The organism is Pontiella sulfatireligans (assembly GCF_900890705.1).
GTDB classification, from domain to species: Bacteria; Verrucomicrobiota; Kiritimatiellia; order Kiritimatiellales; family Pontiellaceae; genus Pontiella; species Pontiella sulfatireligans.
In genome coordinates this window covers 1,193,299-1,217,616 of sequence record NZ_CAAHFH010000001.1, presented here as the reverse complement: position 1 = coordinate 1,217,616, position 24,318 = coordinate 1,193,299, and the positions used below count along the sequence as shown (strand labels likewise).

Annotated in this window: 23 protein-coding genes; 11 read left to right on the top strand and 12 right to left on the bottom strand. The window is 55.5% G+C overall.

Annotated elements, in window-relative coordinates:
- The first annotated feature begins 1 nt into the window (after position 1).
- The 8 genes from SCARR_RS04230 to SCARR_RS04195 all read left to right on the top strand — a co-directional run bounded on the left by SCARR_RS04230 (position 2) and on the right by SCARR_RS04195 (position 13,685).
- Positions 2 to 2,740, top strand: a complete 2,739-nt coding sequence (locus SCARR_RS04230; protein ID WP_136060269.1) for a LamG domain-containing protein — start codon at positions 2 to 4, stop codon at positions 2,738 to 2,740.
- A 187-nt stretch (positions 2,741 to 2,927) separates the two neighbouring features.
- Positions 2,928 to 5,276, top strand: a complete 2,349-nt coding sequence (locus SCARR_RS04225) for a DUF5703 domain-containing protein (protein ID WP_136060268.1) — start codon at positions 2,928 to 2,930, stop codon at positions 5,274 to 5,276.
- A gap of 56 nt (positions 5,277 to 5,332) precedes the next feature.
- The gene (locus tag SCARR_RS04220) at positions 5,333 to 6,859 is read left to right on the top strand and encodes a hypothetical protein (RefSeq protein ID WP_136060267.1); all 1,527 of its coding nucleotides are present in this window, start codon (positions 5,333 to 5,335) and stop codon (positions 6,857 to 6,859) included.
- A gap of 23 nt (positions 6,860 to 6,882) precedes the next feature.
- Positions 6,883 to 9,924, top strand: coding sequence for a glycoside hydrolase family 2 protein (locus SCARR_RS04215; RefSeq protein ID WP_168432989.1), 3,042 nt, complete (start codon positions 6,883 to 6,885; stop codon positions 9,922 to 9,924).
- A gap of 257 nt (positions 9,925 to 10,181) precedes the next feature.
- Positions 10,182 to 11,582: a sugar porter family MFS transporter gene (locus SCARR_RS04210; protein ID WP_136060265.1), complete on the top strand. Its 1,401-nt coding sequence runs from the start codon at positions 10,182 to 10,184 to the stop codon at positions 11,580 to 11,582.
- A gap of 25 nt (positions 11,583 to 11,607) precedes the next feature.
- Positions 11,608 to 12,045 carry a hypothetical protein gene (locus tag SCARR_RS04205; protein WP_136060264.1) on the top strand — a complete coding sequence of 146 codons (438 nt, stop codon included), beginning with the start codon at positions 11,608 to 11,610 and terminating at the stop codon, positions 12,043 to 12,045.
- 41 nt (positions 12,046 to 12,086) lie between these two features.
- A complete protein-coding gene (locus SCARR_RS04200; RefSeq protein WP_136060137.1) occupies positions 12,087 to 13,331 on the top strand; it encodes an IS4 family transposase in 1,245 nt (414 codons plus the stop codon).
- A 144-nt stretch (positions 13,332 to 13,475) separates the two neighbouring features.
- Positions 13,476 to 13,685, top strand: a complete 210-nt coding sequence (locus SCARR_RS04195; RefSeq protein ID WP_168432988.1) for a transposase domain-containing protein — start codon at positions 13,476 to 13,478, stop codon at positions 13,683 to 13,685.
- Positions 13,686 to 13,926: 241 nt separating this feature from the next.
- On the opposite strand, the gene SCARR_RS04190 is transcribed toward SCARR_RS04195, so the two are convergent.
- Positions 13,927 to 14,640 (bottom strand): alkaline phosphatase family protein, encoded by a 714-nt coding sequence (locus SCARR_RS04190; RefSeq protein WP_136060262.1) that lies wholly within the window; start codon positions 14,638 to 14,640, stop codon positions 13,927 to 13,929.
- Between SCARR_RS04190 and tnpA the strand changes: the two genes are divergently transcribed.
- The 3 genes from tnpA to tnpC all read left to right on the top strand — a co-directional run bounded on the left by tnpA (position 14,621) and on the right by tnpC (position 16,882).
- Positions 14,621 to 14,950, top strand: coding sequence for an IS66 family insertion sequence element accessory protein TnpA (gene tnpA / locus SCARR_RS04185; protein ID WP_136060242.1), 330 nt, complete (start codon positions 14,621 to 14,623; stop codon positions 14,948 to 14,950). The genes SCARR_RS04190 and tnpA overlap by 20 nt on opposite strands.
- Positions 14,938 to 15,285 (top strand): IS66 family insertion sequence element accessory protein TnpB, encoded by a 348-nt coding sequence (gene tnpB, locus SCARR_RS04180; RefSeq protein ID WP_136060241.1) that lies wholly within the window; start codon positions 14,938 to 14,940, stop codon positions 15,283 to 15,285. The genes tnpA and tnpB overlap by 13 nt, the downstream gene beginning before the upstream one ends.
- Positions 15,286 to 15,349: 64 nt before the next feature.
- On the top strand, positions 15,350 to 16,882 hold the full coding sequence (gene tnpC / locus SCARR_RS04175; protein WP_136060261.1) for an IS66 family transposase: 1,533 nt from the start codon (positions 15,350 to 15,352) through the stop codon (positions 16,880 to 16,882).
- Here the strand turns inward: tnpC and SCARR_RS04170 are convergent.
- The 11 genes from SCARR_RS04170 to SCARR_RS04125 form a co-directional block, all read right to left on the bottom strand.
- Positions 16,794 to 17,573, bottom strand: a complete 780-nt coding sequence (locus SCARR_RS04170) for a sulfatase-like hydrolase/transferase (protein WP_342803671.1) — start codon at positions 17,571 to 17,573, stop codon at positions 16,794 to 16,796. The genes tnpC and SCARR_RS04170 overlap by 89 nt on opposite strands.
- Before the next feature lie 13 nt (positions 17,574 to 17,586).
- Positions 17,587 to 18,195 (bottom strand): hypothetical protein, encoded by a 609-nt coding sequence (locus SCARR_RS04165; protein WP_136060259.1) that lies wholly within the window; start codon positions 18,193 to 18,195, stop codon positions 17,587 to 17,589.
- 16 nt (positions 18,196 to 18,211) lie between these two features.
- On the bottom strand, positions 18,212 to 18,502 hold the full coding sequence (locus tag SCARR_RS04160) for a hypothetical protein (RefSeq protein WP_136060258.1): 291 nt from the start codon (positions 18,500 to 18,502) through the stop codon (positions 18,212 to 18,214).
- Positions 18,495 to 18,914: a hypothetical protein gene (locus tag SCARR_RS04155; RefSeq protein WP_136060257.1), complete on the bottom strand. Its 420-nt coding sequence runs from the start codon at positions 18,912 to 18,914 to the stop codon at positions 18,495 to 18,497. Before SCARR_RS04155 ends, SCARR_RS04160 begins: the two co-directional genes overlap by 8 nt.
- Before the next feature lie 54 nt (positions 18,915 to 18,968).
- Positions 18,969 to 19,142: a hypothetical protein gene (locus tag SCARR_RS28040; RefSeq protein ID WP_168432986.1), complete on the bottom strand. Its 174-nt coding sequence runs from the start codon at positions 19,140 to 19,142 to the stop codon at positions 18,969 to 18,971.
- Positions 19,142 to 20,029 carry an ArdC family protein gene (locus tag SCARR_RS04150; RefSeq protein WP_136060256.1) on the bottom strand — a complete coding sequence of 296 codons (888 nt, stop codon included), beginning with the start codon at positions 20,027 to 20,029 and terminating at the stop codon, positions 19,142 to 19,144. Before SCARR_RS04150 ends, SCARR_RS28040 begins: the two co-directional genes overlap by 1 nt.
- An 81-nt stretch (positions 20,030 to 20,110) precedes the next feature.
- The gene (locus SCARR_RS04145) at positions 20,111 to 20,419 is read right to left on the bottom strand and encodes a hypothetical protein (protein WP_136060255.1); all 309 of its coding nucleotides are present in this window, start codon (positions 20,417 to 20,419) and stop codon (positions 20,111 to 20,113) included.
- Between the two features lie 12 nt (positions 20,420 to 20,431).
- Positions 20,432 to 21,811 carry a hypothetical protein gene (locus SCARR_RS04140; RefSeq protein WP_136060254.1) on the bottom strand — a complete coding sequence of 460 codons (1,380 nt, stop codon included), beginning with the start codon at positions 21,809 to 21,811 and terminating at the stop codon, positions 20,432 to 20,434.
- Positions 21,744 to 23,291 (bottom strand): AAA family ATPase, encoded by a 1,548-nt coding sequence (locus SCARR_RS04135; protein ID WP_136060253.1) that lies wholly within the window; start codon positions 23,289 to 23,291, stop codon positions 21,744 to 21,746. Before SCARR_RS04135 ends, SCARR_RS04140 begins: the two co-directional genes overlap by 68 nt.
- Complete coding sequence (locus SCARR_RS04130) at positions 23,288 to 23,668, bottom strand: ATPase (RefSeq protein WP_136060252.1); 381 nt, start codon at positions 23,666 to 23,668, stop codon at positions 23,288 to 23,290. Before SCARR_RS04130 ends, SCARR_RS04135 begins: the two co-directional genes overlap by 4 nt.
- A complete protein-coding gene (locus tag SCARR_RS04125; RefSeq protein WP_136060251.1) occupies positions 23,665 to 24,252 on the bottom strand; it encodes a hypothetical protein in 588 nt (195 codons plus the stop codon). The genes SCARR_RS04130 and SCARR_RS04125 overlap by 4 nt, the downstream gene beginning before the upstream one ends.
- Positions 24,253 to 24,318: the final 66 nt, after the last annotated feature.

Here is a 24,318-nt window from a genome sequence, read left to right as displayed (position 1 = left end):
CGTGAAAAAGCGATATCTCGGAATCATCGTTCTGTCCGTGATGACCTGCTTTGTTATGGCTGGGCCGGTTAATGATGCCAGTTTGATTATGTGGCTCAATGCGGACGATATCATGGGGCTGAGCGATGGCGAAACGGTGAACACATGGCTTGATTCATCGAACGTCAGTCCCGCCAATAACGCGATCCTTTCGGATGGCTCCCCCTCCTATGTGGCCGATGCCGCCAGCGGGGTGGCGGGCGTCTGTTTTGGCGATGGCGACGGCATGATTACCACTGCCAGCCTAACGAGCGGCGACTATACCGTTTTTACGATCTTTAATTGCGTCGATGCTGGCGCCGGGAAAAGGGCGGTGCAGGGCGTAGATAACAATTGGGTCGTCGGTCCCCTTTATGGAAAACTTACGTTCTATGCCGATGGGTATGTAAGCAGAAGTCAGGAGGTCATAGAACGCCAGTACTATGCTGTAGCAGCAGTAACGGATTCCGGTGCTGGCAAATCCGGTTTCTACGTCGATGGCGAGGCTGTCGACACCGGAATTCCAATCGTTGGCTACCCCGGTGCGATCTCGCTGGCCACTGGCGGTCGCTATGCGCAGCCACTCCATGGAACCTTGGTCGATGTTTTGGTTTATAATCGTCTGCTGACCCCTGCGGAAACCGCTCAGGTCAATGACTATCTCGCTTTTAAGATTGACCGTTTGAACGCGCTGGTCTACGAGGGGGAAAACGGCTTGGAGTACAAGGGCTACGCCAACGAAGGACAGGAGAACGCGATTAACACCGTTCCCGACTTTTCGCGTGCGGGTTATCAGGGCGGCGGGGTTGCAATCCCGTTTGTTCCGGCCGTAGTGACCATCAGCAATAATAACGGCTCCGCCGATGATGCCACGCTTATCCAAGGGGCCATCGATGCGGTTTCCTCCCTGCCGCTTGGCTCCCATGGGTTTCGTGGCGCGGTGTTGCTCAAGGCGGGGGAATACTCCGTCTCCAATACCCTGAACATTGCTTCGAGCGGGGTCGTTATCCGAGGCGAAGGATCGCAGGAAACCGGCGGCACGAGAATCACCTATGCCGCCACCGCGCAATCCAACCTGTTTGAGGTGGATAATGCAGGGGATCTACCTCGCGAGGTCGCCGGCACACGGCAGTCGATACTGGATGCTTATGTTCCTGTCGGTGCCACGAGTTTCAATGTAGCGAACGCTGCCGGGTTTGCCGTCGGCGACCGGGTTATCGTACAAAACACCATGAACCAGCAATGGATCGATGACCTCTCAAACATGGGACAATGGGGTTGGACGCCCGAGGGTTATCAGTTGCGCTTTTTCCGCACCATTACAGAGATCAATGGCAATACGGTAACCATCGACGCTCCGGTTATGCAGGCCATCGAGACTCGATACGGCGGCGGTGATATCTACAAATTCAAATTTATCGGTCAGTTGGAAAACATCGGGATAGAAAGCTTGCGTTTGGAGTCGACCTACACGAGCAGCACAGACGAAAATCATGGGTGGTCTGCGATCTATGCCAGACGATTGAAAAACGGCTGGGTTCGGCAGGTGACGGGGCGGTATTTCGGCCTTGGCCTTATTAATCTGCAAACGTATTGCCGGTATATTACGGTTGAGGATTGTGCGATGCTGGATCCCATGTCTATCACCACCGGAGGGCGCAAGTATCCTTTTGTTCTCGATGATTCGGACTACGTCTTCATGCAGCGCTGCTATTCCCGCGGTGCTCGCCATGCATTCGCGTCTGGTTCAGCCGCGCCGGGCCCCAACGTATTTGTGGATTGCCGTTCCAGCGAAGACACGAGCGACAGCGGGCCACATCACCGTTACTCAACCGGCCAGTTGTACGACAACATTATGGCAGGATATCTCTTCGTGCAGAACCGCGAGGATTCTGGTAGCGGGCACGGTTGGGCCGGGGCGCAGGTTATGTTTTGGAACTGTCTCGCATCCGCCTCCCTCATTTGCGATGCCCCGACGGGGGGCATGAACTGGTGCGTAGGCTCAATCGGTCCGCAGGATCAAGGGGTGTGGGCTCCCGAGGAACCTTTTGGGATATGGCAATCCCACAATACTCCCGTACAGCCCCGTTCGCTCTATTACACTCAACTTGCAGAACGCCTTGGAACCGGTGCCCTCCACAATACGGTTGTTCCGGTTCAGGAGGAGGGGGACATCTGGGATGAACTGGAAGTCTGGGCCGGTGACGGTCTCTTCTCGGATGAGGTCGTAGTCTGTGCGAACGCTCCGGTTGTTTATTCCGGTGCAACGTTTGGCCTTAAGGGGATCTGCCGAAATCTCCGGATGTTGGAAAACGGTGTGTCCTGCACCTGGCGGCAGCTCTCCGGGCAGGGTACGGTCGTCTTCGGTGACGCCTCTGCGGCCGAAACCTCTGCAACCATCATCGGTCCGCCCGGGAACTATGTGATCGAACTGGTGGTTGATGATGGAGCCGTTCCGGTATCCAGCACTGCCAGCATTACGGTCGTGGAGCTGCCGCACTTCGAAATCGTTTCGGGACGACCGCTTCCCTCCACAGGAGAATTTGTGTTGTCATGGCAGGCGGTTGCAGGCGAAAGCTATGCGATCAAGGCCGCCACAAACCTGGTCGGCGGAATGTGGGATTTGGTTGCCGAAAGTATTTCCGGCGTTGAGCCGCTCTGCACCCGAACTGTGCGGACTGAAAACGCCCAAACCTTTTATCGCGTTGAGTTGGAACAATGATCGGGCGGGGGACTGAACTATAAAAAACATGAGGTGTAGTGTCCTGTTTATTAGCCCGCTAATGGTATTCTTTTACATGTTAAAAGGTAGATGCTCTGATTTTAATTCAATTGCTGGAGAGCGGATGCTGTTTCGGAATTTGATCAGTTTTGGCTGAGGATGGGGTAGTGGTAAGGAGCCGGTGGTAATGAGAGCTAAATGGTTGATAAAAGCATGGGTATTGGTTTTTGGCGGATGGGTGTGTCAGGCGGATTCTGATTGGATTGATAACTACAACGTGGTGTGGGAAAGTCCGTCTGCGGATCAGTCCGGCCAGATGCCGCTGGGGAACGGAGACATTGCCGCCGGCGTTTATGCCATCGAAGATGACGCGCTCTTCATGCTGTTGTCCAAGAACGATGCGCTCACCTATAACGGCGATATCTTTAAAACGGGGCGCGTAAAGATCGCGCTCGACCCGAATCCCTTCGCCAAGGGCAAGCCGTTTCGGCAAACCCTCGACCTCAAAACCGGATCGATCCGCATCGAGGCCGACGGAACAACGTTGCAGTTGTGGGCCGATGCCAACCGTCCGGTATACCATGTGCAGATTGAGTCGCCCGTGGAGGTGTTGGTTTTGGTTGCTGCCGATCCATGGACTCGGTTTGATAGTTGCAGACACAACCGCACCAGCGAACCGCTGGAGATGCCGACGCAGGATGTGGTTTTATCTCAAAATGGATACGTGCTGACCTATTATGCGGTGGGTGACCGAAGCGTCTATCCAACGGAACTGAAATACTATGAAATCGAACACATGGCATCGGAATATTCCGATCCCTATCGCTTCAACACCTTCGGCAACCTGATCGAGAGTTCGGAGCTGGAGCTGAAGGATGGTGCGCTGTATGGGTCGGGAAAAACGTTTGATATCCGCATTCACGCCAAGTGTTCGCAGGAGCCCGATCCTGAAAAGTGGATTGGAGACTTTGAAAAGCAGGCCGCCAACCCGACGGATGTCGCGGCGGACTGGAAGGCACATTGCCAATGGTGGTCTGGGTTCTGGAATCGGGGTTGGATACAGGTTAACGATAGTGGCATCGCACCGGACGCACGCGGCAAGCTGGATCACGAGGTCTACAAGGCCAAGCGCAACGTGAAGGACAACGGAGCCATGGTGGCCCAAAGCTATAATGTCTTCCGCTACCTGATGGCGTGCCAAAGTCGCGGTCGGATTCAGACTAAGTTCAATGGAGGCATTCTGAGCCAGCCTTTGCGCTACACGGCGACGGAATACAAGCAATATAAAAAGAAGTTGGCGGGCGACTGGCGGATCGAAGGCGAAAAATATATTTCCAGCGAGGATCAGCGGCTCTGGGGCAGACGCTTTACCCACCAAAACCAGCGCCTGTTGTATTGGCCTCTGCTGATGAGCGGAGATGCCGACCTGATGCAACCGTTCTTCGACTTTTACTGGAACCTGCTCCCGATGCGCCGTGCGGTCTGCAAGGCTTGGTTCGGGCATGACGGCGCATATTTTCGTGAAAACATGGAGCTGACTGGAGGGGAGCGCGACTGTGCTCCATCCGCGGACCGGAACAATCGCCTCCAAGAAAAACCAATCAAAACGCCACAAGGCGGGAACGTGAAGGGATCATACCATCACAGTTATTATTTTACGGCAGGTCTGGAATCCGCAGCCATGATGATCGACTATGTGAAATATACTCAAGATGATGTGTTCCGTGATGATGTCTTGGTTCCGTTCGCTCGCGAAATCCTGACGTTCTACGATAAACACTATCCGCGGGATGGAAGCGGCAAGCTGCGGATGGATCCTTCCCAGGCGCTGGAAACCTGGTGGGTGGCCATCAATCCGGCAAACGACATTGCCGGACTCCTGTACAATCTTGATGGCTTGCTTGCCATACGGGCGGGAACGGATGAAGACCGGGAAACCTGGAGACGATTCAGGCAAGAGATCCCGGAGGTTCATCTACAGGAAATCGAAGGCCGAATGGCGATTGTTCCGGCGTTGGAGTGGTCGGTGAAGAAAAACACCGAGATTCCGGAGCTCTATCCCTTGTTCCCATTTACCCGGTTCTCGGCTGCTTTGGGGACCAAGGATATCGCCGAATGGACCATGGAGAATCGTATAGAGAAGAATGCGCGCGATTATAAATGCTGGACGCAGGATCAAATCGGCTGGGCCTATGCCGGGAATGCGGCGGAAGCGCAAGACGGCTTGATTCGCCGTTTCCTGCACACTTCACCTCGATGCCGGTTTCCGCTTTATGGCAGTCAAAACCCTGACTCCTGCCCGGACTTCGACCACTTCGGTTCCGGTTCCATCGCTCTGCAACGCATGCTCGTCCAAGAAGCCGCCGGGGAAATCCACCTGTTGCCTGCCTGGCCTAAAACCTGGGATGTGGACTTCAAGCTGCATCTGTCCGGCAACGCCGTCATCACCGGATTGGTGAAAGACGGGAAGTTGCAGCAATGGGCAATAGAACCGGCTTCCAGAAGCAAGAACGTCGTTGTACACGAACCTCAGTAATGATCATGATGTGTTCGCGCCAAAATTTCCTGAACTCAGTCCCTGGCGGTCTTGCGGTGTCTGCCGCACTCCTTTGGACTAGCTCGAAGTCATATGCCGAAAACGACACGCTGGATCGGCAGTGGGTGGCGGTTGGAAGAAACGGCAAGCTGGAATACAAAAAGACGCCCCGCGAAGATCGTATTATGGATTTTTCCCATGCAGGATATATGGGTGGTGGCGTTGCGCTGCCGAAGGTGCCGGCAAAGAAGATTGTGGGGCCATCCGGCGGAGACGATACGGCCCGCATCCAGGCGGCGATCAATCAAATTTCCGAAAAGCCCCTTGTTCGGGGTTTTCGCGGTGCGGTGCTGCTTAAGCAGGGAACTTTCCGCTGCAGCGGGGCCTTGAAGATTGCGGCTTCCGGCGTGGTGTTGCGGGGGGCGGGCATGGACAAAGGCGGCACGACCATCGAGATGGTTGGCGAACCGCATGTGTGCATTCATATTGAAAGCAATGAAAAAAACAGTTTCCTTCCCGTCGACAATGCCGCTCCGATTCGGATCACCGATGACTACGTCCCCTCGGGCACGATCATTCTTACATTGGAAGACGCATCGGATTTGACCGTTGGTGATGCAGTTATAATTCGCCGTCCCATCACTTCGGAATGGATTTCGTTCATGGGGATGGACACGTTGGTGAGGGATGGAGAAAATCAAACGTGGATCAACCCCGGCAGTGTGCTGAACTTCGAACGGCGAGTGCGGGGCATTCGCGGCAACCGCATTGCGCTGGATGTGGCGCTGTCCGATAGCATCGATGCCCGGTTTACAGGAAGGGAAGGGGCGACGGTCGTCAAAGCTGCTCCATCGACGCGCATCTCGCACATCGGAGTTGAAGGAATCCGGATTATTTCAAAGCCTCCAGTCGGCGACCTGACGGTCAAGAAATACGAAGGAATAGAACTAAGGTATTGCAAGGATTGCTGGGTGCGTTATGTGTCCAGCCATGAACCGGTCACCGTCGTGCGCGTCAATAGCAGTGATTGCACCCAGGTAACCTTGCAGGAAATCGAGATCTTTCATTCTCAGCAGATCAAAAAGGGAGCCGGTTATCCTGCCGATTTCCTGGTGCGCGGCTCGCGGGTGCTGATCGATCGATGCTCCTCAAAAGGGGATGGCGCGTTCTTCTACTCCTCGCTGGGTATGAGCGACACCTCTGCCGTGATTTTGAATTGCGACTTTCATGGGAAGGGTTCCGTTCAGCCGCACATGCGCTGGAATACCGGGCTGCTGGTGGATGCCTGCCGGGTGCCTGACGGGGGAATCGAATTTATTAATCGACGCACAGCGGGAAGCGGCCATGGCTGGACTATTGGATGGGCGGTGGCCTGGAACTGTGTGGCAGGTAATTTTAAAAATGAGCAACCGCCCGGATCAATGAATTGGGTCGTCGGGTGCTCCGGGAAAACGGAAGAGGGCGAAAACTTTTTGTCGCATGGCCAACGTGTAACGCCCGGAAGCTTGTACCTTGCGCAGTTGCGTGAGCGGTTGGGGACTGCGGCGGTCAGGAATATCGGTTACGGATTAGGTGGAATATGAAATCGTTGAACTGGAAAATGATAATGAATGATACAGTGCGGGTTTCGAAAAACCGAATGGGTTGGGTATTTGTCCTGCTGTTGTTGGCTTTTGCCGGAAGCGCAGTGGCAGAGAAGCTGAACTTTAATCCGGACTGGCGCTTTATCAAAGAGGATGTGGCCGGCGCGGAGGCAACAGGTTTTGATGACAGTGGATGGAAGCAGATATCTGCTCCTCATACCTATAACGATGTGGATACGTTCGACGACTGGTCGCCCGCAGGGCACAAGGGCGAGATGGACCAGTGGGGTGGCAAGACGTGGTATCGAAAACACTTTACGGTTCCGGCGGAGTGGCGGGACAAGGTGGTGATCATCGAGTTTGAAGCCGTTCGACAGATCGCCGACGCCTATTGCAATGGTGTAAAGGTGGGGCACTGTGAAAACGGATTCATTCCGTTCGGCGCCGACTTGACCTCGCACCTAAAGTTTGGCGAGCCCAATGTGATCGCGGTCGCGTGTGACAATGCCTTCGTTAAAGACACCGATTTTGGCGGTGACCGAAATAAGGTGTGGCATAATTTCATGGGCGGCGCGAAATTACCATGGAACAATCCGCATTGGCACCCGGCGCACGGCGGTATCTACCGTAACGTCTTTCTGCATGTGAGCGACAAATTGCACTTCACCCAACCGCTGTTCAATAACATGGAGACGGTCGGCACCTACGTCTATGCAGTAAACCCTTCCCGCGAATCCACCGGCGTCGGCATCGAAAACGAAATCGTCAACCAGACCGGCAAGGAGCAGCCCTTTTCGCTACGGAACCGTTTATTGGACCGGACTGGCAAAACCGTGCTGGAGTTGAATGAAACAACCACGTTGTCGGCTGGTCAAAAGAAGATCGTTAAATCAAGCGGCAACTTGGTTAATCCTGAACTGTGGGAGCCCGGCTATCCCTACCTCTACACCCTCGTCACCGAAATCATCCGGGATGGCCAGGTGATCGATCGCAATGAGGAGCCGTTTGGTGTTCGCTGGATCGAACTCACGACCGATCGCGGATTCTACATCAACGACCGTCACGTCAAACTGCAGGGGTGGGGCATGAAGTCGGTGGACGGCTGGCCGGGGCTTGGGGCTGCCAATCCTGACTGGATGCACTATTACACCTTGAAATTGATTGCGGATTCCGGCGGCAACTTTGTGCGCTGGGGGCACACGGCGGGTGGGCCTATCCATCTGCGCGCCGCCGATGAGCTGGGCATCGTCACCCAGCAACCCGGCGTGGATGGCGAAGGGGATACCGAAGGACACGCCTGGGAGATCCGCTCCAAGGCGTGGAAGGAAATGGTGATCTATTACAGAAACAGCCCGTCGTTGCTGGTTTGGGAAGGTGGAAACCAGAGCACCTCCAAAGAACACACCGAGGAACTGAAGTCGGTAGTGGACTTCTACGATCCGTATGGCGGTCGTGTCTACGGTCATCGGCGCGCGAACAATGTGGTCAAGCCCTACTGCGATTTGACCATCAGTACGGAAGGCTCCGGCTATATCAAGGAACTGCCCACGCTTGAAGGCGAGTACAACCGCGAGGAATCACCGCGCCGCGTTTGGGACCGCCATACGCCTCCATATCAAAAATGGCACGCCAAAGGCAGCTATGATTTAAGTGCCGAGGAATACGCCATTAATCAGTTGTTCCACTATCAGAAGATTGCTCCGCGCAGCCATGGTGGTGGTGCTAATTGGATCTTTGTGGATTCCACCAGTGGCGGTCGCGTCGAAACTGAAGTTACCCGCACCAGCGGGGAAATGGACGCGATGCGTTTGCCCAAGGAAGCCTACCATGTCTGTCGCGTCATTTTCTCCGACGAGCCGGATATCCATCTCATCGGCCACTGGAACTATCCCGCCGGAACCATTAAGGATATCAATGTTGCTGCCGATTGCGATGAAGTCAGCTTGTTTTTGAACGGAAAAGAAATTGGCAGGAAACAGGCGGCAACCGAAATGACGAATCCGCTGAAAGTCAAAAAGAAGAAGGGTTCTTCCAACGTCGCGCCCAAAAGTTGGAAACACCCAATGCTGTTTACCTTCGAGCAGGTTGAGTGGAAGCCCGGAGACCTGGTTGCGGTAGGGTATAAAGACGGTAGAGAAGTGGCGCGCCATGAAGTCGCGACCGCGGGTCCGGCTGTCGCCCTGAAACTGACGCCGTTAACGGGGCCGACCGGATTGTTGGCCGACGGCAGCGACGCGGTGGTCTTTGATGTCGAGGCGATTGATTCGAACGGCAATCGTTGCCCAACCTTTATCGAGCGTTGCGATTTTACAGTCGAAGGGCCGGGCGTTTGGCGCGGCGGCTACAACAGTGGAAAGATCAAATCCACCAACAACAGCTATCTCGATCTGGAAGCCGGAATTAACAGAGTGATTGTACGAAGCTCGCTGACTTCAGGAACCATTACGCTAAAAGCGAGCTCCAAGGGATTGGAGCCCGCAACCTGCAAGGTTGAGGCGCTTCCTATCCACATCGACGGCGGCGTAGCAAGCCACCTCCCACCGATTCCGGAGCAAGGCCGGCTGGCGCCGCTCCCGCTTCCTGTCGAGGAAGCGGCTTCGAGGTTCGTAGCCGAAGCTCAAGCGGATGGCAGTTTCTCCGACCTAATCGAAGATCTGTCCTATTCCGGTCCCTCAGGCGATGCGCGCATTCAGAAAACCAAGGCGGGGGCTCCGATGTTCTCCGATCACGAACAGAAGCTTCCGAAACTTCCCGAATGTCTCATGGGCGGTGAGTATATTCAGCTCCCGAATAGCGAGTGGAACTATTCCGCCGTTGACCTGCTACAGTTCAACGTGAAGAAATCCGGCAACGTCTACATCGCCCACGATTCCCGTCTGGAAACAATGCCGTGGATGAAAACCGGTTTTGCTGACACAGGGAAGGAACTGGTCAGAGGCAAAAACCGTTGGAGATTATTCTCGAAAAAGGTCACGGCCGGTGAATCTGTTCTGCTCGGAAGCAATACCGAAACCAAGGAAGACAAGCGTTGGATGATGGTCGTATTCGTGGTTCCAGAGTCATAGTGGAATAGACGGCTCCGCTAATTCGAGTTTGCTGAAAAGACATCAGTTGTTGATGAGTGGATTGATAATAATAAATCACTAGTGTCCTAATGTTAGTCGAACAGTTGCTGTTGGTTGCAAAAGCCGTCCCCCTTCCTATCTTCGATCGCTGAAATGGGAAAGTGGATCGATACGCATACCGAGCCCAGATGGTTTGATGCAGATATTCTGCCATGTAATATTGAAGCGCTGCTCAAGGCGGCAAAAGGAGATGTTTAATGAGTGAGGTAAAAACAGCCAGTCCTAGTCTTTATTTATGGTTTATCTGCGTAGTGGCCGGTGCCGGAGGCATTCTCTTCGGATATGATGTGGTTGTTGTGTCGGGGACGACTTCTGCGGTGACGGAGCTTTTTCAGTTTACGCCGGGGCAGACCGGGTTTTTTGTCAGCAGTGTCCTGATTGGCTGCGGGCTTGGCTCGTTTTGTTCCGGATTCATTGCCGATAAATTTGGACGAAAGGCGCTTATTATTCTTTCCTCCATTTTGATCTTCATTTCTGCGATATGGAGCGGGTTGTCCGGTAGCGCGGTTCAGCTGATTGTCGCCCGTTTGATCGGCGGACTCGGGATTGGGGCCGCTACTATGGTTTGCCCGCTTTACATTTCAGAAGTGGCTCCGGAAAAATACCGGGGCGGGTTAGTGACACTCTATCAGTTCACCATTACAGCCGGGATTGTAATCTGCCTGCTTGTTAACTGGAAAATTTTTAGGTTTGCAGAAGCGAATGTAGATGCAAAGTCAATGTCCTCGTTTTGGAAGTGGTTTGCGGTAGACCAGCACTGGCGAGCGATGTTTGCAGCTGAAGCGATTCCGGGCATTCTTTTTTTGTTGTGTACTGCATTTCTTCCGGAAACACCCCGTTGGTTGTCAAAAAAAGGTTTCACAGACAAAGCCCTGAGGGTTTTGCAACGTATTAATGGAGTCGAACGCGGGGCAGCAGTGAGCAATGAGATCCAGACTGCAATCGGCCAGGAAAGCGATGTTCATGTGTGGGACCTCTTTACCGCCAAACTGTGTCGGCCACTGGTTCTTTCCATGCTGGTCTGTTTTTTTGCCGAAGCCTGCGGGATTGCGGCGGTGTTGTATTATGCCCCGAATATTTTTGAAACGGCTGGATTTACTCAGGGGGACGCTTTGGGCAGCTCACTGTCGATTGGAATTGTGAATATGGTTGCGACGGTATTTGCTCTGTTCTTTATGGATATTCTTGGCCGGAAAAAGCTGTTGATTATCGGTTCTGTCGGCGCACTGATTTCGCACATTGTCATTGGCACTCTGTTCCTTCAAAACAGCATGGGGATGCCGATTGTGATTGCCGTGAATGCGTTTATCGCTTTCTTTGCTTGCGCGATTGGTCCGGTGAAGTTTGTGTTTATCTCCGAGGTCTTTCCAAACCGGATTCGCGGTATGGCGATTTCGTTTGCCAGCATTGCCATCTGGGTAACCAGTGCTTCCGTTGCTCAGTTGTTTCCAGTTATGGATGCAACTATGCCGACCGGTTATATCTTCTATGTCTTTGCGGCCATTGTTCTGATTTCCATTCCGTTCTATATCTTCAAGTTGCCGGAAACCAAGGGTTGCACGATCGAGGAGCTGGAGCAGGAGTTTATTAAGCATTAATTCGAAACAGAGAAGGAGCGTTATTGTGAAATTTAAAATGGGAATTATTTTGTCTTCCGTGCTCGCCTGTCTATCAGTGAGCGCATTGTCTCCGTATGAAAATTATCTTCTCTCAGGCAGGCAGACGCACGTCATGTTATTTGCCTCGGCGAAAGATGGGCGGGTCGAGGCCCTGCAATCTGCACTGAAAACGCTGAATGAAAAGAAGGCAATTAAAGCATTCAAGAAAGAGGACATTACCAACCTCAGTTTTTTTTCTACAGAAGTTCAGGGGAAGCTCTGTTTTATGGTCTATTTTGACTATGATGGATCGAGCTATCTGGATGCGGTAAAGGCGTTTGAGTCGGTTGAGCAGACAGAGGCGTTGAAGCCGTTGCTTGTTGCCCATCCTCGTGCGGCGCAAGACGGAAACAGCTGGTTGCAGATGGAGTGGATTCACTGTCATCCCATAGATTTTAAATAAAAAGGCTGGCTTGTGAGCTCTAAATCCTCCACTCGGAGGGTATGAAAAAACAGAGACAAAAACACAAACCAGCCGGACATAGGTATACAACCTTGAAGCAATTGTGCAATCTGATTCCCGGACACATGGTCACGAACCTTGCGAAGAAGCATGGCGTCGATGCCCGAAGCCGGACGTACACGCCATGGAGCCATGTGGTTTCGCTGCTTTATGCCCACTTTGCTCATGCGCTCGGGCTTAACGATGTATGCGACGCGCTCCAGATGAATGCGGCGGCGCTCTCCACCATCCGCGGTGCGGTTCCACCGTCCCGCAACAACCTGAGCCATGCGAATCAAGTGCGCGACGCGAACATGGCCGAAGAGCTTTATTGGAGCATGATGAAGCATCTGATGGACACGGTGCCTGGTTTTGCGAAGGGAAAGGTGCGTAGTGGATACCTCCGTCGCTTCAGCAAGGCGATCCATGCGCTCGATTCGACCACGATACAGCTGGTGGCCAATAGCATGGACTGGGCAAAGCACCGCCGCCGCAAGGCCGCCGCGAAGTGCCACATGCGTCTGGACCTGCAAAGCTTCCTTCCACGATGTGCCATTGTCGACACTGCAAAACACCATGACAGCCGCAAGACCTTGAGCTTGTGTGCCGACCTTGAAGCCGGAGAAATCGTTGTATTCGACAAGGCTTATATCAAATTCAAGCATCTCTTTGAGCTAACGGAGCGCGGCATTAATTGGGCGGGTCGAGCGAAAGACAACATGCAGTACACGGTGATGCGCTCCCTCGAAACGACTAAAAACAAGCGCATCCTTCGCGACGAAGTCATCGAGCTGATGCTCGAAAAATCGAAGAAGGCCTACCCGTGCGAGTTGCGCCGCGTTGTAGCCCTCGTGGAGATCAACGGCAAGGATGTCGAAATGGTCTTCCTGACCAACCATCTGGAGTGGAGCGCGTGGACGGTCGCGGAGCTCTACCGCTGCCGGTGGGATATCGAGGTGTTCTTTAAGGAAATCAAACAGACGCTCCAGCTCTCCGACTTTCTCGGCTACAGCGCTAATGCCGTACGCTGGCAGGTATGGACCGGGCTGCTCGTCCATCTGCTGATGCGCTGTCTCAAATTCATGCACGGATGGGATCACAGCTTCAAGCGCCTGTTCACCGTCGTAAGGGTCTCGCTTTGGCGTCGCTGGAACCTGCCCGCCTTGCTGGAATCCTATGGGACAGCCAAACCACCCGGTCGCATCCGAGGAGCACCGGAACAGGCGTATCTGCCGGGGTTCATCTAAATGCTGTGGGACAGCCAACTGTTTAAAACGGGGAATCATCATTACTCTTCAACAAAAAATCGGAATCGACTAAATAAACTAAACATCAGAAACCTTAACAAAAACGGGAGCTGACACTCCGTTAGCGTCCTCTATGGGATGACAGTGAAGAATTTTCTCTTTTTCGGCAGCCCTGACTCCGGCCAGACCAGCGCTGTTATCTATAGCCTCATTGAAACCTGCCGAAAGCTCGATATCAATCCGGCAGTCTACCTTCGTGAAGTCCTTACGGCTTTACCGACCATGAATCAATCCGAAGCGGCCAGTTGGACGCCTGCCCGCTGGAAATCAAACCGCGAAACCACCTGCGAGTAACTCCGTCAAGGGGGACTTCGAAAAGACGCATACGAAGGAGTTGCATGCCGTGCCGGTCAGCATGGTTCGGATCCCGTTCGGGCGAGTACACGAGGGGTTCCAATGTTTTAGAGCGGTTTAGGAAAAACTGTAGCCGCGATCCAAGATCGCGGTTTGGGCAGAGCGGGCGTTTCAAACGGAGGGCGAGATCATGGATCTCACCTACAAGAAAGGTGCCGGCTATCGCCTTTCATAATCCGCTCTATTTCTTCTGGTTATAGTTGAATTGTTTTCCCATGTAGGGATATTGGTCGAAGATGTCGCCTTGGCCGAGGGTGCGGGGATCCTTCTGGTCGGTCAGATCCTGTTCCATCTGGGCGCGCAACCGTGTTTTGGCGGCGGCAGATTCCGGATTGGCGGCGAGGTTGTTGATGCAGTGGCGATCTTTGTCCCTCTGGTAGAGTTCTTCTTCCGGGCGTTTGCCGAAGCACATTTCGTAGTAGCGGTAGTCGGCATCGGAAGGCGCCAGTCCGGTCAGATAGGACTTGGTGGGCGAGCCGTCGCAGTTGCGCAGGCCGTATTCCGGGTTGCCGGTCGGCCAGAGGTCGGGCTTAATGTTGTGCACATAGAGGAACTCCTTGGTGCGGATCGCCCGGACGGGGTAGGCCAGATCGGTGCCGTCTTCGCTGACGCGTCCGGTGTCGTGGCGTTCCTTGCCAAGCAGGGCGTAGGTGCGGGCCGGATCGATCTGGCCTGATCTGGGCGATTGCAGTGCGTCGAGGAAGCTTTTGCCAGTCATCTGTGGATGCGCCGCTTCGCCGGCGACTTCCATGAAGGTGGGGGCCACGTCGGGGAAATTGACAAAGTCCTTCACCACGCGTCCGGGCTGAATGACGGTATGCGTCTTTTCCCCGACCTCATAGGCAGCCAGGCCAATACCTGATAACTTGTTGGGTATGGATACGAATGAAAACACTACGCCGGGGCGGGCTTCATATACCGAGGAAGAACGCCGGGAACTGATTGAGGAGTTTAAATCGTCGGATTTGACGCAGGCGGCATTTTGCAGGGAATGGAATCTCAATTCCAAAACGCTGGCCAGATGGCTGCGCATCGAGCGGGACGAAAATGAGGTGTCTTTTTGCGAGGTGGAACTCGGGAATACTTCTGCCCCGGGAAACAAAGTGAGCGTCCATCTGCCCAACGGCATCGAAGTGACCGTGCCGGTTGGTTCAGCGAAGGAGTTGGCCGATGTGTTCCGGGAGGCCGCGACATGCTTGGCCTAAGTGGATCATTGCGAGTATTTTTGGCTGTGGAGCCCGTGGACCTGCGCAAAAGTTTTAATGGGCTGCATGGCGTTGTGCTCGACCGGTTGAAGGAGGATCCGTGTTCGGGAGCGCTGTATGTGTTTACGAATCGGCGACGGAACCGAATCAAAACGCTCTATTGGGATGGAACAGGCATGTGGGTGATGATCAAGCGTCTGGAGCAGGGATGCTTTACTTGGCCAACGGGGATTGGCGAAAGTGAAAAGCTTGCACTGGCTCCCGAGGCACTGGCGCTACTGCTGGATGGAGTCGACCTAAAGCAAGGCTCGTTAAAGCCTTGGTACCAACGCTGAATTTTTTGAATATTTCCGATCTTGATGCCCCCTTTTCCGAACCGGTTTTGGTATAATATGCCGCATGGTTTACAGTCGGGTACATTTTAATCAGCTACTGGAAGAACAAGCAATTTCCCGTTCGCAGATTGATCAGCTCAAAACCGAAAACCGCCTGCTTCAGGAGAAGGTCCAATGCCTGATGAAGAGGCTCTTTGGCAGTAGTTCAGAAAAACTCAGTCCCGATCAGCTGGAGCTCGAACTTGAAGAGTTTCGCGAACTGCAGGAAGCTTTGGATCTGGCCGAATCCAAGACCGAACTGGCCGAAGAGGAACAAAAGCAATCCAAGCGAGGGAAGCGCAAGGGGCTCGATGCACGCATCCCCAAAGATCTGCCGACCGAAACCATTATTATCGATCCGGATGAAGTGATCGCCCATCCAGAGCTTTACAAAAAGATCGGCGAAGAGCGCCTGGAACAACTCGATATCACGCCGACTCAATTCATTAAAATCGTAACCATCCGCAATAAATACAAGAAGCGTGACGACCGTTCCGTTGCCCCGTTGATTGCACCTGCTCCAAAGCAACTGATTGAAAACTCCTACGCCACGGTCGGCCTTGTTCTTCATATCATCCTTGGTAAATACTGCGATCATCTTCCGCTTTACCGGCAGGAACAGATCTTCAAGCAACGCTTCGGCGTTGAAATCAGTCGAAAAACCATGGGCGGATGGATGTATCTAGTTGCCCAGTGGTTATCGCTGATCTATGAAGCGCTTCGAAATGAAATCCGCGCGAGCGGATACATTCAGGCCGACGAAACATTCATCAAATATCAGGACCCGAAAAAGGACTACTGTCCCAACGGATACCTATGGGCTTATCATTCGCCTGCCGTCGGCGTGCTCTTTGAATGGCACGCCAGCCGTGCGGCGACCTGCCTTGACTCGATGCTGATTGGTTACTCCGGGCTGCTGCAGACCGACGGCTACGCCGGGTACACCAGCTGGCTGAACAAGAAATCACATGCGGCAGAAAAGGCCTCGATCATTCATGCTGCCTGCTGGGCACATGCCCGACGCAAGTTTAAGGAAGTTCCCGGCAACCCGACCGCTGAGGACGTCGTAAAACTCATCGCCAAACTTTATCGGGTTGAAAGTAAGCTACGCGACAACCCCGATCTTGACCGCGCTGCTTATCGACAGGAGCACTCCGCGCCCGTCCTGGAACAGATAAAATCGATCCTCGAAACCGAGCGCTTCCGGCAACTACCGCAAAGCAACTTCGGCAAAGCGATCCACTACACCCTCGAGCGCTGGGATGCGCTCAATCTTTACCTCGAACACGACAAACTCGAAATATGCAACAACCTCGTCGAGAATGCCATCCGGCCCACCGCCATCGGCAAAAAGAACTTTCTATTTTTCGGTAGCCCCGACTCCGGTCAGACCAGTGCAGTCATTTACAGCCTCATCGAAACCTGCCGCAAACTCGACATCAACCCGGCAGTCTACCTTCGTGAAATCCTTACGGCTTTGCCGACGATGAATCAATCCGAAGCAGCCGATTGGACGCCTGCCCGCTGGAAGTCATCCCGCGAAAACACCTCTGCGTAATCCTGTCAATGCGGTGGCCGAAAAGACGCATACGAATGACGCCTTTCCAGTATGCAATCATCGGAACGTGGAAGCCTTCGTCATAAAGCTGTCCCTTGATGCGCGGGAAGGGCATGCCGTGGTCGGAGGTAGCAATGATGAGCGTGTTGTCGAGCAGGCCGCGCTCTTCCAATGCTTCGACGGCGAGTCCGAGGTGGCGGTCAAACCACTGGACTTCAAGTGCATAATCCAGCAGGTCGCCACGGACGGTGTCGTTGTCGGGGAAGAAAGGGGGCACAATGGCGTCTTCAAGTTTCATGCCTTCCTTTTTCCAGGAATCCTTCTCGTAGCCGCGGTGCGGTTCATAAGTGCCGAGCCAGAAGCAGAACGGCTCGCCGGCGGGCTTGCCGTCCAAGAACGCTGCAAAGTTGGCGGCATAGTCGATGGTTTTGATGCCTTTGAAGGGGGGCTTCAATTTAATCTTGTCGAAGGACGGGCCGGCGGGGTTGTGTTCGGTGGCATACGAGCCCGGGCCCCAGCCCTTGCCGGTCAGGCCGGCATGGTAGCCGGCCTCCATCAGCAGGTGCGGGTGACAGTTTTTCGATTCATGGTCATTCTCCTTATGGGGTTTAAAATAGTTTTTATTCGCAGATCTTTTGACTGAAGCTGGACAATAGGGTTTCCTTCGAAGCGCTCCATACCAACCCGGCACGATGGCCGGGCGGTCATGCGTCCATCTGCCGGGAGAGGGCCAGTAGCTCTTTGATGGGCATCTTGTCCAGCTTCCGTCTCAGATTCCACTTGAGCAGATCTTCAGTCGCGGCCTTTCCTGAAATCCCGACCCCGCCGGCTGCTGAGCAGATGCCCAAGACAGCCAGCGTATAACCGGACAATATTATGACTAATCCTCCCCCAATTGTGAGTACACCCACCTCCAACCAGCGCATGGCCTCGTCCCGATCAACATATGCTACCGAGAGGAATCCACATCCTGTGATGATGGCGCCGATCCAAACAATAGCCGTCCCAATCGTAACAAGGATCGGAGCCGCCCAAACCGCGGCAAGACCGATAGCGACAGCACCAATGCCTGCCAGATAGGGATGGGAGCCTGCAGCGCCTTTCAGCTTTCCCCAAACGTCCATCACAGGGACCCGTGACTCAGGGGCTGGATCAACATCGGCATAAGGCTCGATATGTTCCACGTTCCCCCTGTCGGGCCCTCCAGTGGGTCGAGGCCCAAGCCGGGTTCCACAGTTGGGGCAGAAGGTGGAATCGACCCACTCATCATGCTCAAACCCCCATGCACAATGCTTGCAGTGTTTAAATGCCATACGGCACCTCCTTTTGTCAGTATTCGGACGGGAGCAAGCAACAACTTGAACTTCGATCCGCCTCGGTGATCAGCCAAAGACGCTGTCCATCGGGCAGTTTATAGGCAGAGAGAATCCGCAACCCTTGCTCGATGGCTTCCACATTGGCCTGCTTATCTTCTTCGCACAGATCGCCGAAATCCCCGGCAACGTGCCGCTCCAAAAACTCGGTGCAACCCGTGCCGTTTTCTTCTAGCGCTGCGAGTGCGCCCGGGGTGGCGACGAGCTGGCCGAGTGGGAAGAGGGGCTTCATTGTGGTGTCATGCATGAGCCACCTCCTTTCCCTTGGCTTCCCACGGGCACTCCGAACATTTCACATTTTCCGCCCCGCGCTCCATGTAGCAGGCGAAGCACGGAAACAGGACGGAGCCGCAGGCCGCGCAGGGGAACGGTTTGTTCTCCCTGTAGGCGGTCTCTGCTCCGCACCCCGGGCACCACTCGGTGTAGGCCGGTGCTTCGGGCTCGACGCCGTCGTTGATCTCCAGGAAGCCAGGGCCGTTTCCTTCGGGGTCGGCCAGGACGAACACCGTTTTCTCTACAGTCTTACCGCCTTGCTGTCCCTTTGCAGAGAATCCAAAGAATTCTCCCGTGTCATCTACGGCGCCCTCGGTGATCGTCAATCCGGTCAGCTGGGGAACGAGCCGGTCGAGGCACGCTTTTACATAGTCTGTCTGTTTCATGGTTTTGTCTCCGTTTGGTTAAGAAGAAGGGGAGCCGTCATGGCTCCCCGTTGGTTATTGGATTTCGTTGATGCCGCCCATGAACAGCTCGTATTCATGGGCGGCGCTTCCGCCGTCCTCTATTTCGCTGACCGCCAGCGTGTAGAGGTCGATGATTTCGCACCGATGGTCTGGGTGGGCGGCGATGGCCTTACGTGCCTCGGACAGCAGCTCAGCTTCGTAGTCCATCACGCGGCCTTTGCGAGTTCCTGCTCCATGGCGTCGCCGACAATGTAATCGAATGCTCGCTGCGCCTGGCACCCCGCTTTTATGAGCAACGACTGATCGGCTTTGAGCCGGGCAAGCCATCCCTTGAGATAGGCGGCCTGGTTCTTCTCGGTGGACATCAGGATGCCGCAGTAGCCGCACAGGAAGGCGGCGCTCATTTCGGAAACCAGCTCCTCTTGCGAATATTCATGTGATCCGAAGCCGTGCGGCTCCATGATGGCTTTCCGGCCGACGCGCGACTGGTGGCCTGTCGAATGGCTGAGTTCGTGCCACATAGCGGCCCAAAACTCGTGTTCCGATGCAAACCACTCCTTCGGCGGCATCGACACGGTGTCCATCGACGGGCTGTAGCTCGCTAGTGTCCGGGCATAGTTGATGTCGGGTTTGTCGGGCATGTCGGCCAGCAGACGTTCCGCTATTTCGAGCGGTTCGTGTTCGCTGCGCTTCGGCACCACGACCTCCGGCACCTTGCCGTCCAGTCCGTCGCATTGCGCCGTATTGAACACGCGGTAGTAGCGCAGCACGCAGTGGGACTTGGCGTCGGGATCCTCCTTCTCATCGGCTTCGATGAACTTAAAGAAGACGACCGGAGTAGCGCGCTCGCCTTTGCGCACCCAGCCGCCCAGTTCAGTCACTTGCTTGAAGCTCAGAAAGAATGGGCTGGCATAGCCGAGGCTGTGCAGCAGGAATACATTGACGCCGCGGTAGGGTTTCTTGCTGATCAGATTCCGGGGCATCAACGACACCGATGCCCATGGTTTTTTCCAGGGCAGTTCGCCGGTCTCGTTGATGCGGTCGATCATGCGCTGGGTGATCATTTCGTTAATCTTTTTGAATCCGTTGCTCATGGCTATGTCTCCTTGGGTTGTTTGTGAAAATGAAAAGGCCGCCCCGCAATCGGGACGGCCTTGGCCGAGGGGAGAGAGCGGCTATGCACCGTCTCGCTCCTTGAGCCAGTTGGTGGGTTCCGGCGCATCCCATTTGGCAACGGGTACGCCGTCGGGCACGCGCACCTCGGCGATGGTTCCGTCGTTGTTGAAGCGCACGCCGACGGCCTCTTCCACCTCGGGACCATCCTCGGATGGATAGACGAGGATCTGCATGCGCTCGGCCACCTCGCCGTAGACGTCCTGCGCCACCACAACGGGGTGTTCGCTTTCCGGCACCGCGATGTCGAGCTCCACGCCGTAATCGGAGCGGTGTTCGTGCAGTGTTGCCATGTAGTTGTGCTTGTTCATGGGGTATCCTTTCTACGCCTTCAGGAAGCTCCCGGTGAGCGCGGTTTTTCCGTTGAGGATGGCCTCGGCCATATCGACCGGGCGCACCGACGTGTTTTCGTGGCCGGGATCGACCACGGTGTTGCCGCGCAGCCGGCGCATCAGGTAGACCATCAGCACCAGCTCTTTCAGCGGCTCGTCCGCCAGCACCGGGAACGGGGTAGGGAACGTTTGCCCCTTGGGCACCCGGACATAGCGATGCTCCACGAACCAGGCATCCAGCTCCGGTGCTGCCTCCTCCAGTCGCTCCGATGCCAGCTCGGCGGTACGGCGCACCAGATCGCTCTTCTTGCCCGCCACCTTCCAGCCATGGGCACGCAACGCATCCCGGAACTCATCGGCCGTCTCCATTTTACGCCACGTAATTCCAAACTTCGGAATCTCCTCCTTGCGAAGCCGGGCGGATGTGGTGACGGGTTTAATCCGTTCGAGGTAACGCACATTGCTGAACCGCAGCGCCACCTGTTCCCGGTCGAGGATCTCCTGCAAACGGCCGATGGGCATGCTGAAGCAGTAGTCGCCGCCCTCTGTCCGGTATTGCCGGGCGATGGCCTTGGCTATCCTGCGCTGCTGTACAACGTTCGACAGCTCCGGTTTAAAATGCACGGTGGATCCCTTCAGCTCACAGCCATATTTAACATGGCCGCCGGTATGCGCCTGCCCGGGGTTGATGACCAGTTCGAACCAGTTGATCCGATCCGTAAACCGCAGGCGATTGTGGTCATCCAGCTGATCCGTCACCGCCTGCGGTTGTCGGAAGTTGCGGCACTCCAGCCCGGCATGAAGCAAGGCCTGCTCTTCCGCCGCAAAGTCCTCAACCGACAGCAGGGCCGTCAGGTCGAGGTCGCGCATGGCATCGTAGCTGCCTATTTTAAGCTTCGGATGTTTTACCTTCAGGAACGCACGCATTTCGGAAAACCCGTTGCGCCCGTCACTCAGCAACGCCCAGGCCTTCTCCTGCGTCCATCGCCGGGTCAGGAAGGCCTTCGCCTGCTTCACGGCACTATCGAAGCTGACGCCCTCCACGAAGTAGACATCGCGAGCCACCTGCTCCAGCGTACGCTCCAGGGCGGGGCGTTTATCATAGAGCGGGTTGTCTCGAACCGCTATGATGTCGTAGTTCAGGCGCTGCGGCGATAGTTCCGGAAAACGCCGGTCCGCCCGGTTGAGGGATCGGGCCAGCAGTTCTGCCGCCTGGCACCAGTCCCCCGTCAGCCCCATGGCCGATACCGGGTGGACGCCTTTTAATAAAACATCCGCCAGGGGCACCTCTACGCGGCTGAACCTAAGCCGCGAGAACGCCGGAATCTTCGTGTCCGGCTCCAGCCGGATTTTCAGACCATACAGTTTCATGGGTTTCTCCTTTCATGAGGGCTTCGATACGGTGGGCGGTGGACATAATCCGGCATGCGGCCGACTTGATGTCCGCCGAGGACAGGGCAGCGCGTACCGCGAGGATGCGCGCTTCCTGAAACGCAATAATGCGCCGCAGATCGTCGGGCTGGGTAAACAAGGTTTCAAGTTCGTCCAGCCGTTCGATGTTCTCTCCGGTAAGACCCCGGATGCTGTCGCTTTCCAGACATTGGAGATCGATGCGACCGCCTACCTTTTCCAGCAACTCCGTCGGGATCCGCCCGGGATGGGCGGACTCGATACGCAGCGCAATGTAGGCCAGCGGTGTTATGTTTTCCGCTGTATCGCACAGGTCGTTCCATGCCTTGAGCTTCACCATTTCCGACAGGTCCGATCCCAGCAGGATCTCCGCCTTCTCGAACAGGTCGGTGGTGGTGAAGAGCCGATAGATGGTCTCCACCCGCCCGAAGGTACCGCCGTCGGCAAAATAATCCGCCAGCAGGTCAATACACACCTCCATCTGGTGCAGCAGCTCTTCGCGGTTGATGCCCTCGTCGTTCAGCCCCATGGGAATGCTCGACAGGATCACGCACTTGGCACTCTTAGAAAACGCCGGCGCAGCTTCGCCCAGCAGGGCTTCGCGCGCCAGTTCGACGGATCGGTTGGCGAGCAGGTTGCGGTAGATGAACCCGAGCCTGCGGCCGTCCAGCTTGACCTCGCCATCGGTCTCCTTCATGACGAGAACTGCCAACCGCGACAGGAATTCGCCGAGGGTGGAGAGATCCGCTTTCAACGACTGGAAGAACCGGGCGGCCCGGGCCAGCAGCACCTTGATCTGGTACCCGACCTCCACGGTCTCCTCCGCATCCACGGTCTTGATCTTGGCCTCCGGATTCCATACGCCAATGCTCGGCGCGTCGTCGCCGTTGATATGGCGCAGCACCTTGATGCGGTCGTCCTCGTCCATATCCAACGCTTCCGGGGGATAGAGGAAGGTCGCATAGCGCCCGATCAGCGCCGCATCCATCTGCTGGGTGCCGTTGTATCGGCTTTGCAGCGGATTCATGGCGCTCCATACCCAATTGACCTCGGTCTCGAAACCCATGATCTTGCGACTACGGATAATCTCCAACCATTTGGCCTGCAGCTCCGGCACCGCCCGATTGATCTCGTCAATCAATACGAACTCCTTATCCCACACCGTGACGGCGGACTGGACATATTCCACCTTGCCCTGCTTCAGGCTCTCCACGTTCGGGAACCCCAGCACATCCTCGAAAAGTGCCTTGCTTGCATCATAGGCCATGAAGCGCACGCCCAACGCCTGAGCCACCTTTGCGGCGGCATGCGTCTTGGCCGCACCGTGCGCGCCCACCATCAGCAGCGGGTCGCCGGTCAGCAGCGACGCCAGCGCCAGGTTTTCATCCGCCAGGCTCCAGCCATGGATGCCCAGCCGTTCAAACAGTCTTGTGTCCTTCATGGTGCTTCTCCTGTTAGTTGTTCAAGTTGGTCGATCACCCCCGGCTCGACAAACGCCACAGGGCCGTCGATGGGCATGTTGAAGATCCGCGTAGCGGCCGCCTTGCGGATATGGGCGATCCGCCCGGTTCTATATGCGTCCTCCGGCTTGATGGTGCCGCTGGTGAACGTGGACTTTTCGGGGTCGCACTCGACGAGCGCAATGTATCCCTTGTTCCACAGCGCGGCGTGCTCCGGGCACAAGTCCCAGCCCGTGACCGTGTGGCGCTCCAGGCTGTTTCTTAACCGCTTGTCCAGCAGGATGGCGCCCGTATCGAACGCCTGCCCGCAGACGGGGCACACCTTTTGTTCCATGCCGACATGGCTCTTTGTGTTCATAATGAATCTCCTTGGGTTAAAGGTTGAAGGGTCTTGATGGTGCGGATGGCGGGAACCTCGGCCTCGACGATCTTGTAGTCCCGGCAGAACGCCACGAAGGTGTCTACGACATCGTCGCACAGCCGGTCGAACGAGCGGACCAACCGCACGCGCTCGCGCAGCGGCTCCAGGTCCCACTCGCTGAAGTCCTCGCCCTGGTCCACGGACTTGCCGGGCCAGGTGATGATCTGAGGCTGGGGTTCGGGCAGCACCTGCAGCAGGCCGATGCAGCCGTCGGTGGTGCACGGCGTATCCACCGTGTGCCACGTCAGTTTGCCGCACAGGTTGCAGCGGGCGGTCTTGGCGTTCGGCTTGTCCAGCCCGCCCCGGTAGAGCACGAGGTATCCACCGCTGCGACCGTTGAAACCGGCCTGCCACATCCAGTCATATTCCTGCGCCCAGTCCTGCAGCAGCCCGTTAAGGGCGGCGGTCACTTCGCTACACCTCAGGATATCCCACGCCTTGGCCATCACCTCCGCCGGAAAGCCCAGCGTGTGTATTTTAAGGTTGTTGGCGTAGGAGGTACTTCGGTTCCAACGGTTCATCGTGTCGTAGCGGAAGTGACCCGCCAGGAACGCGGTCATCGCCGCGCGGCTGCGCCTATCGACGTT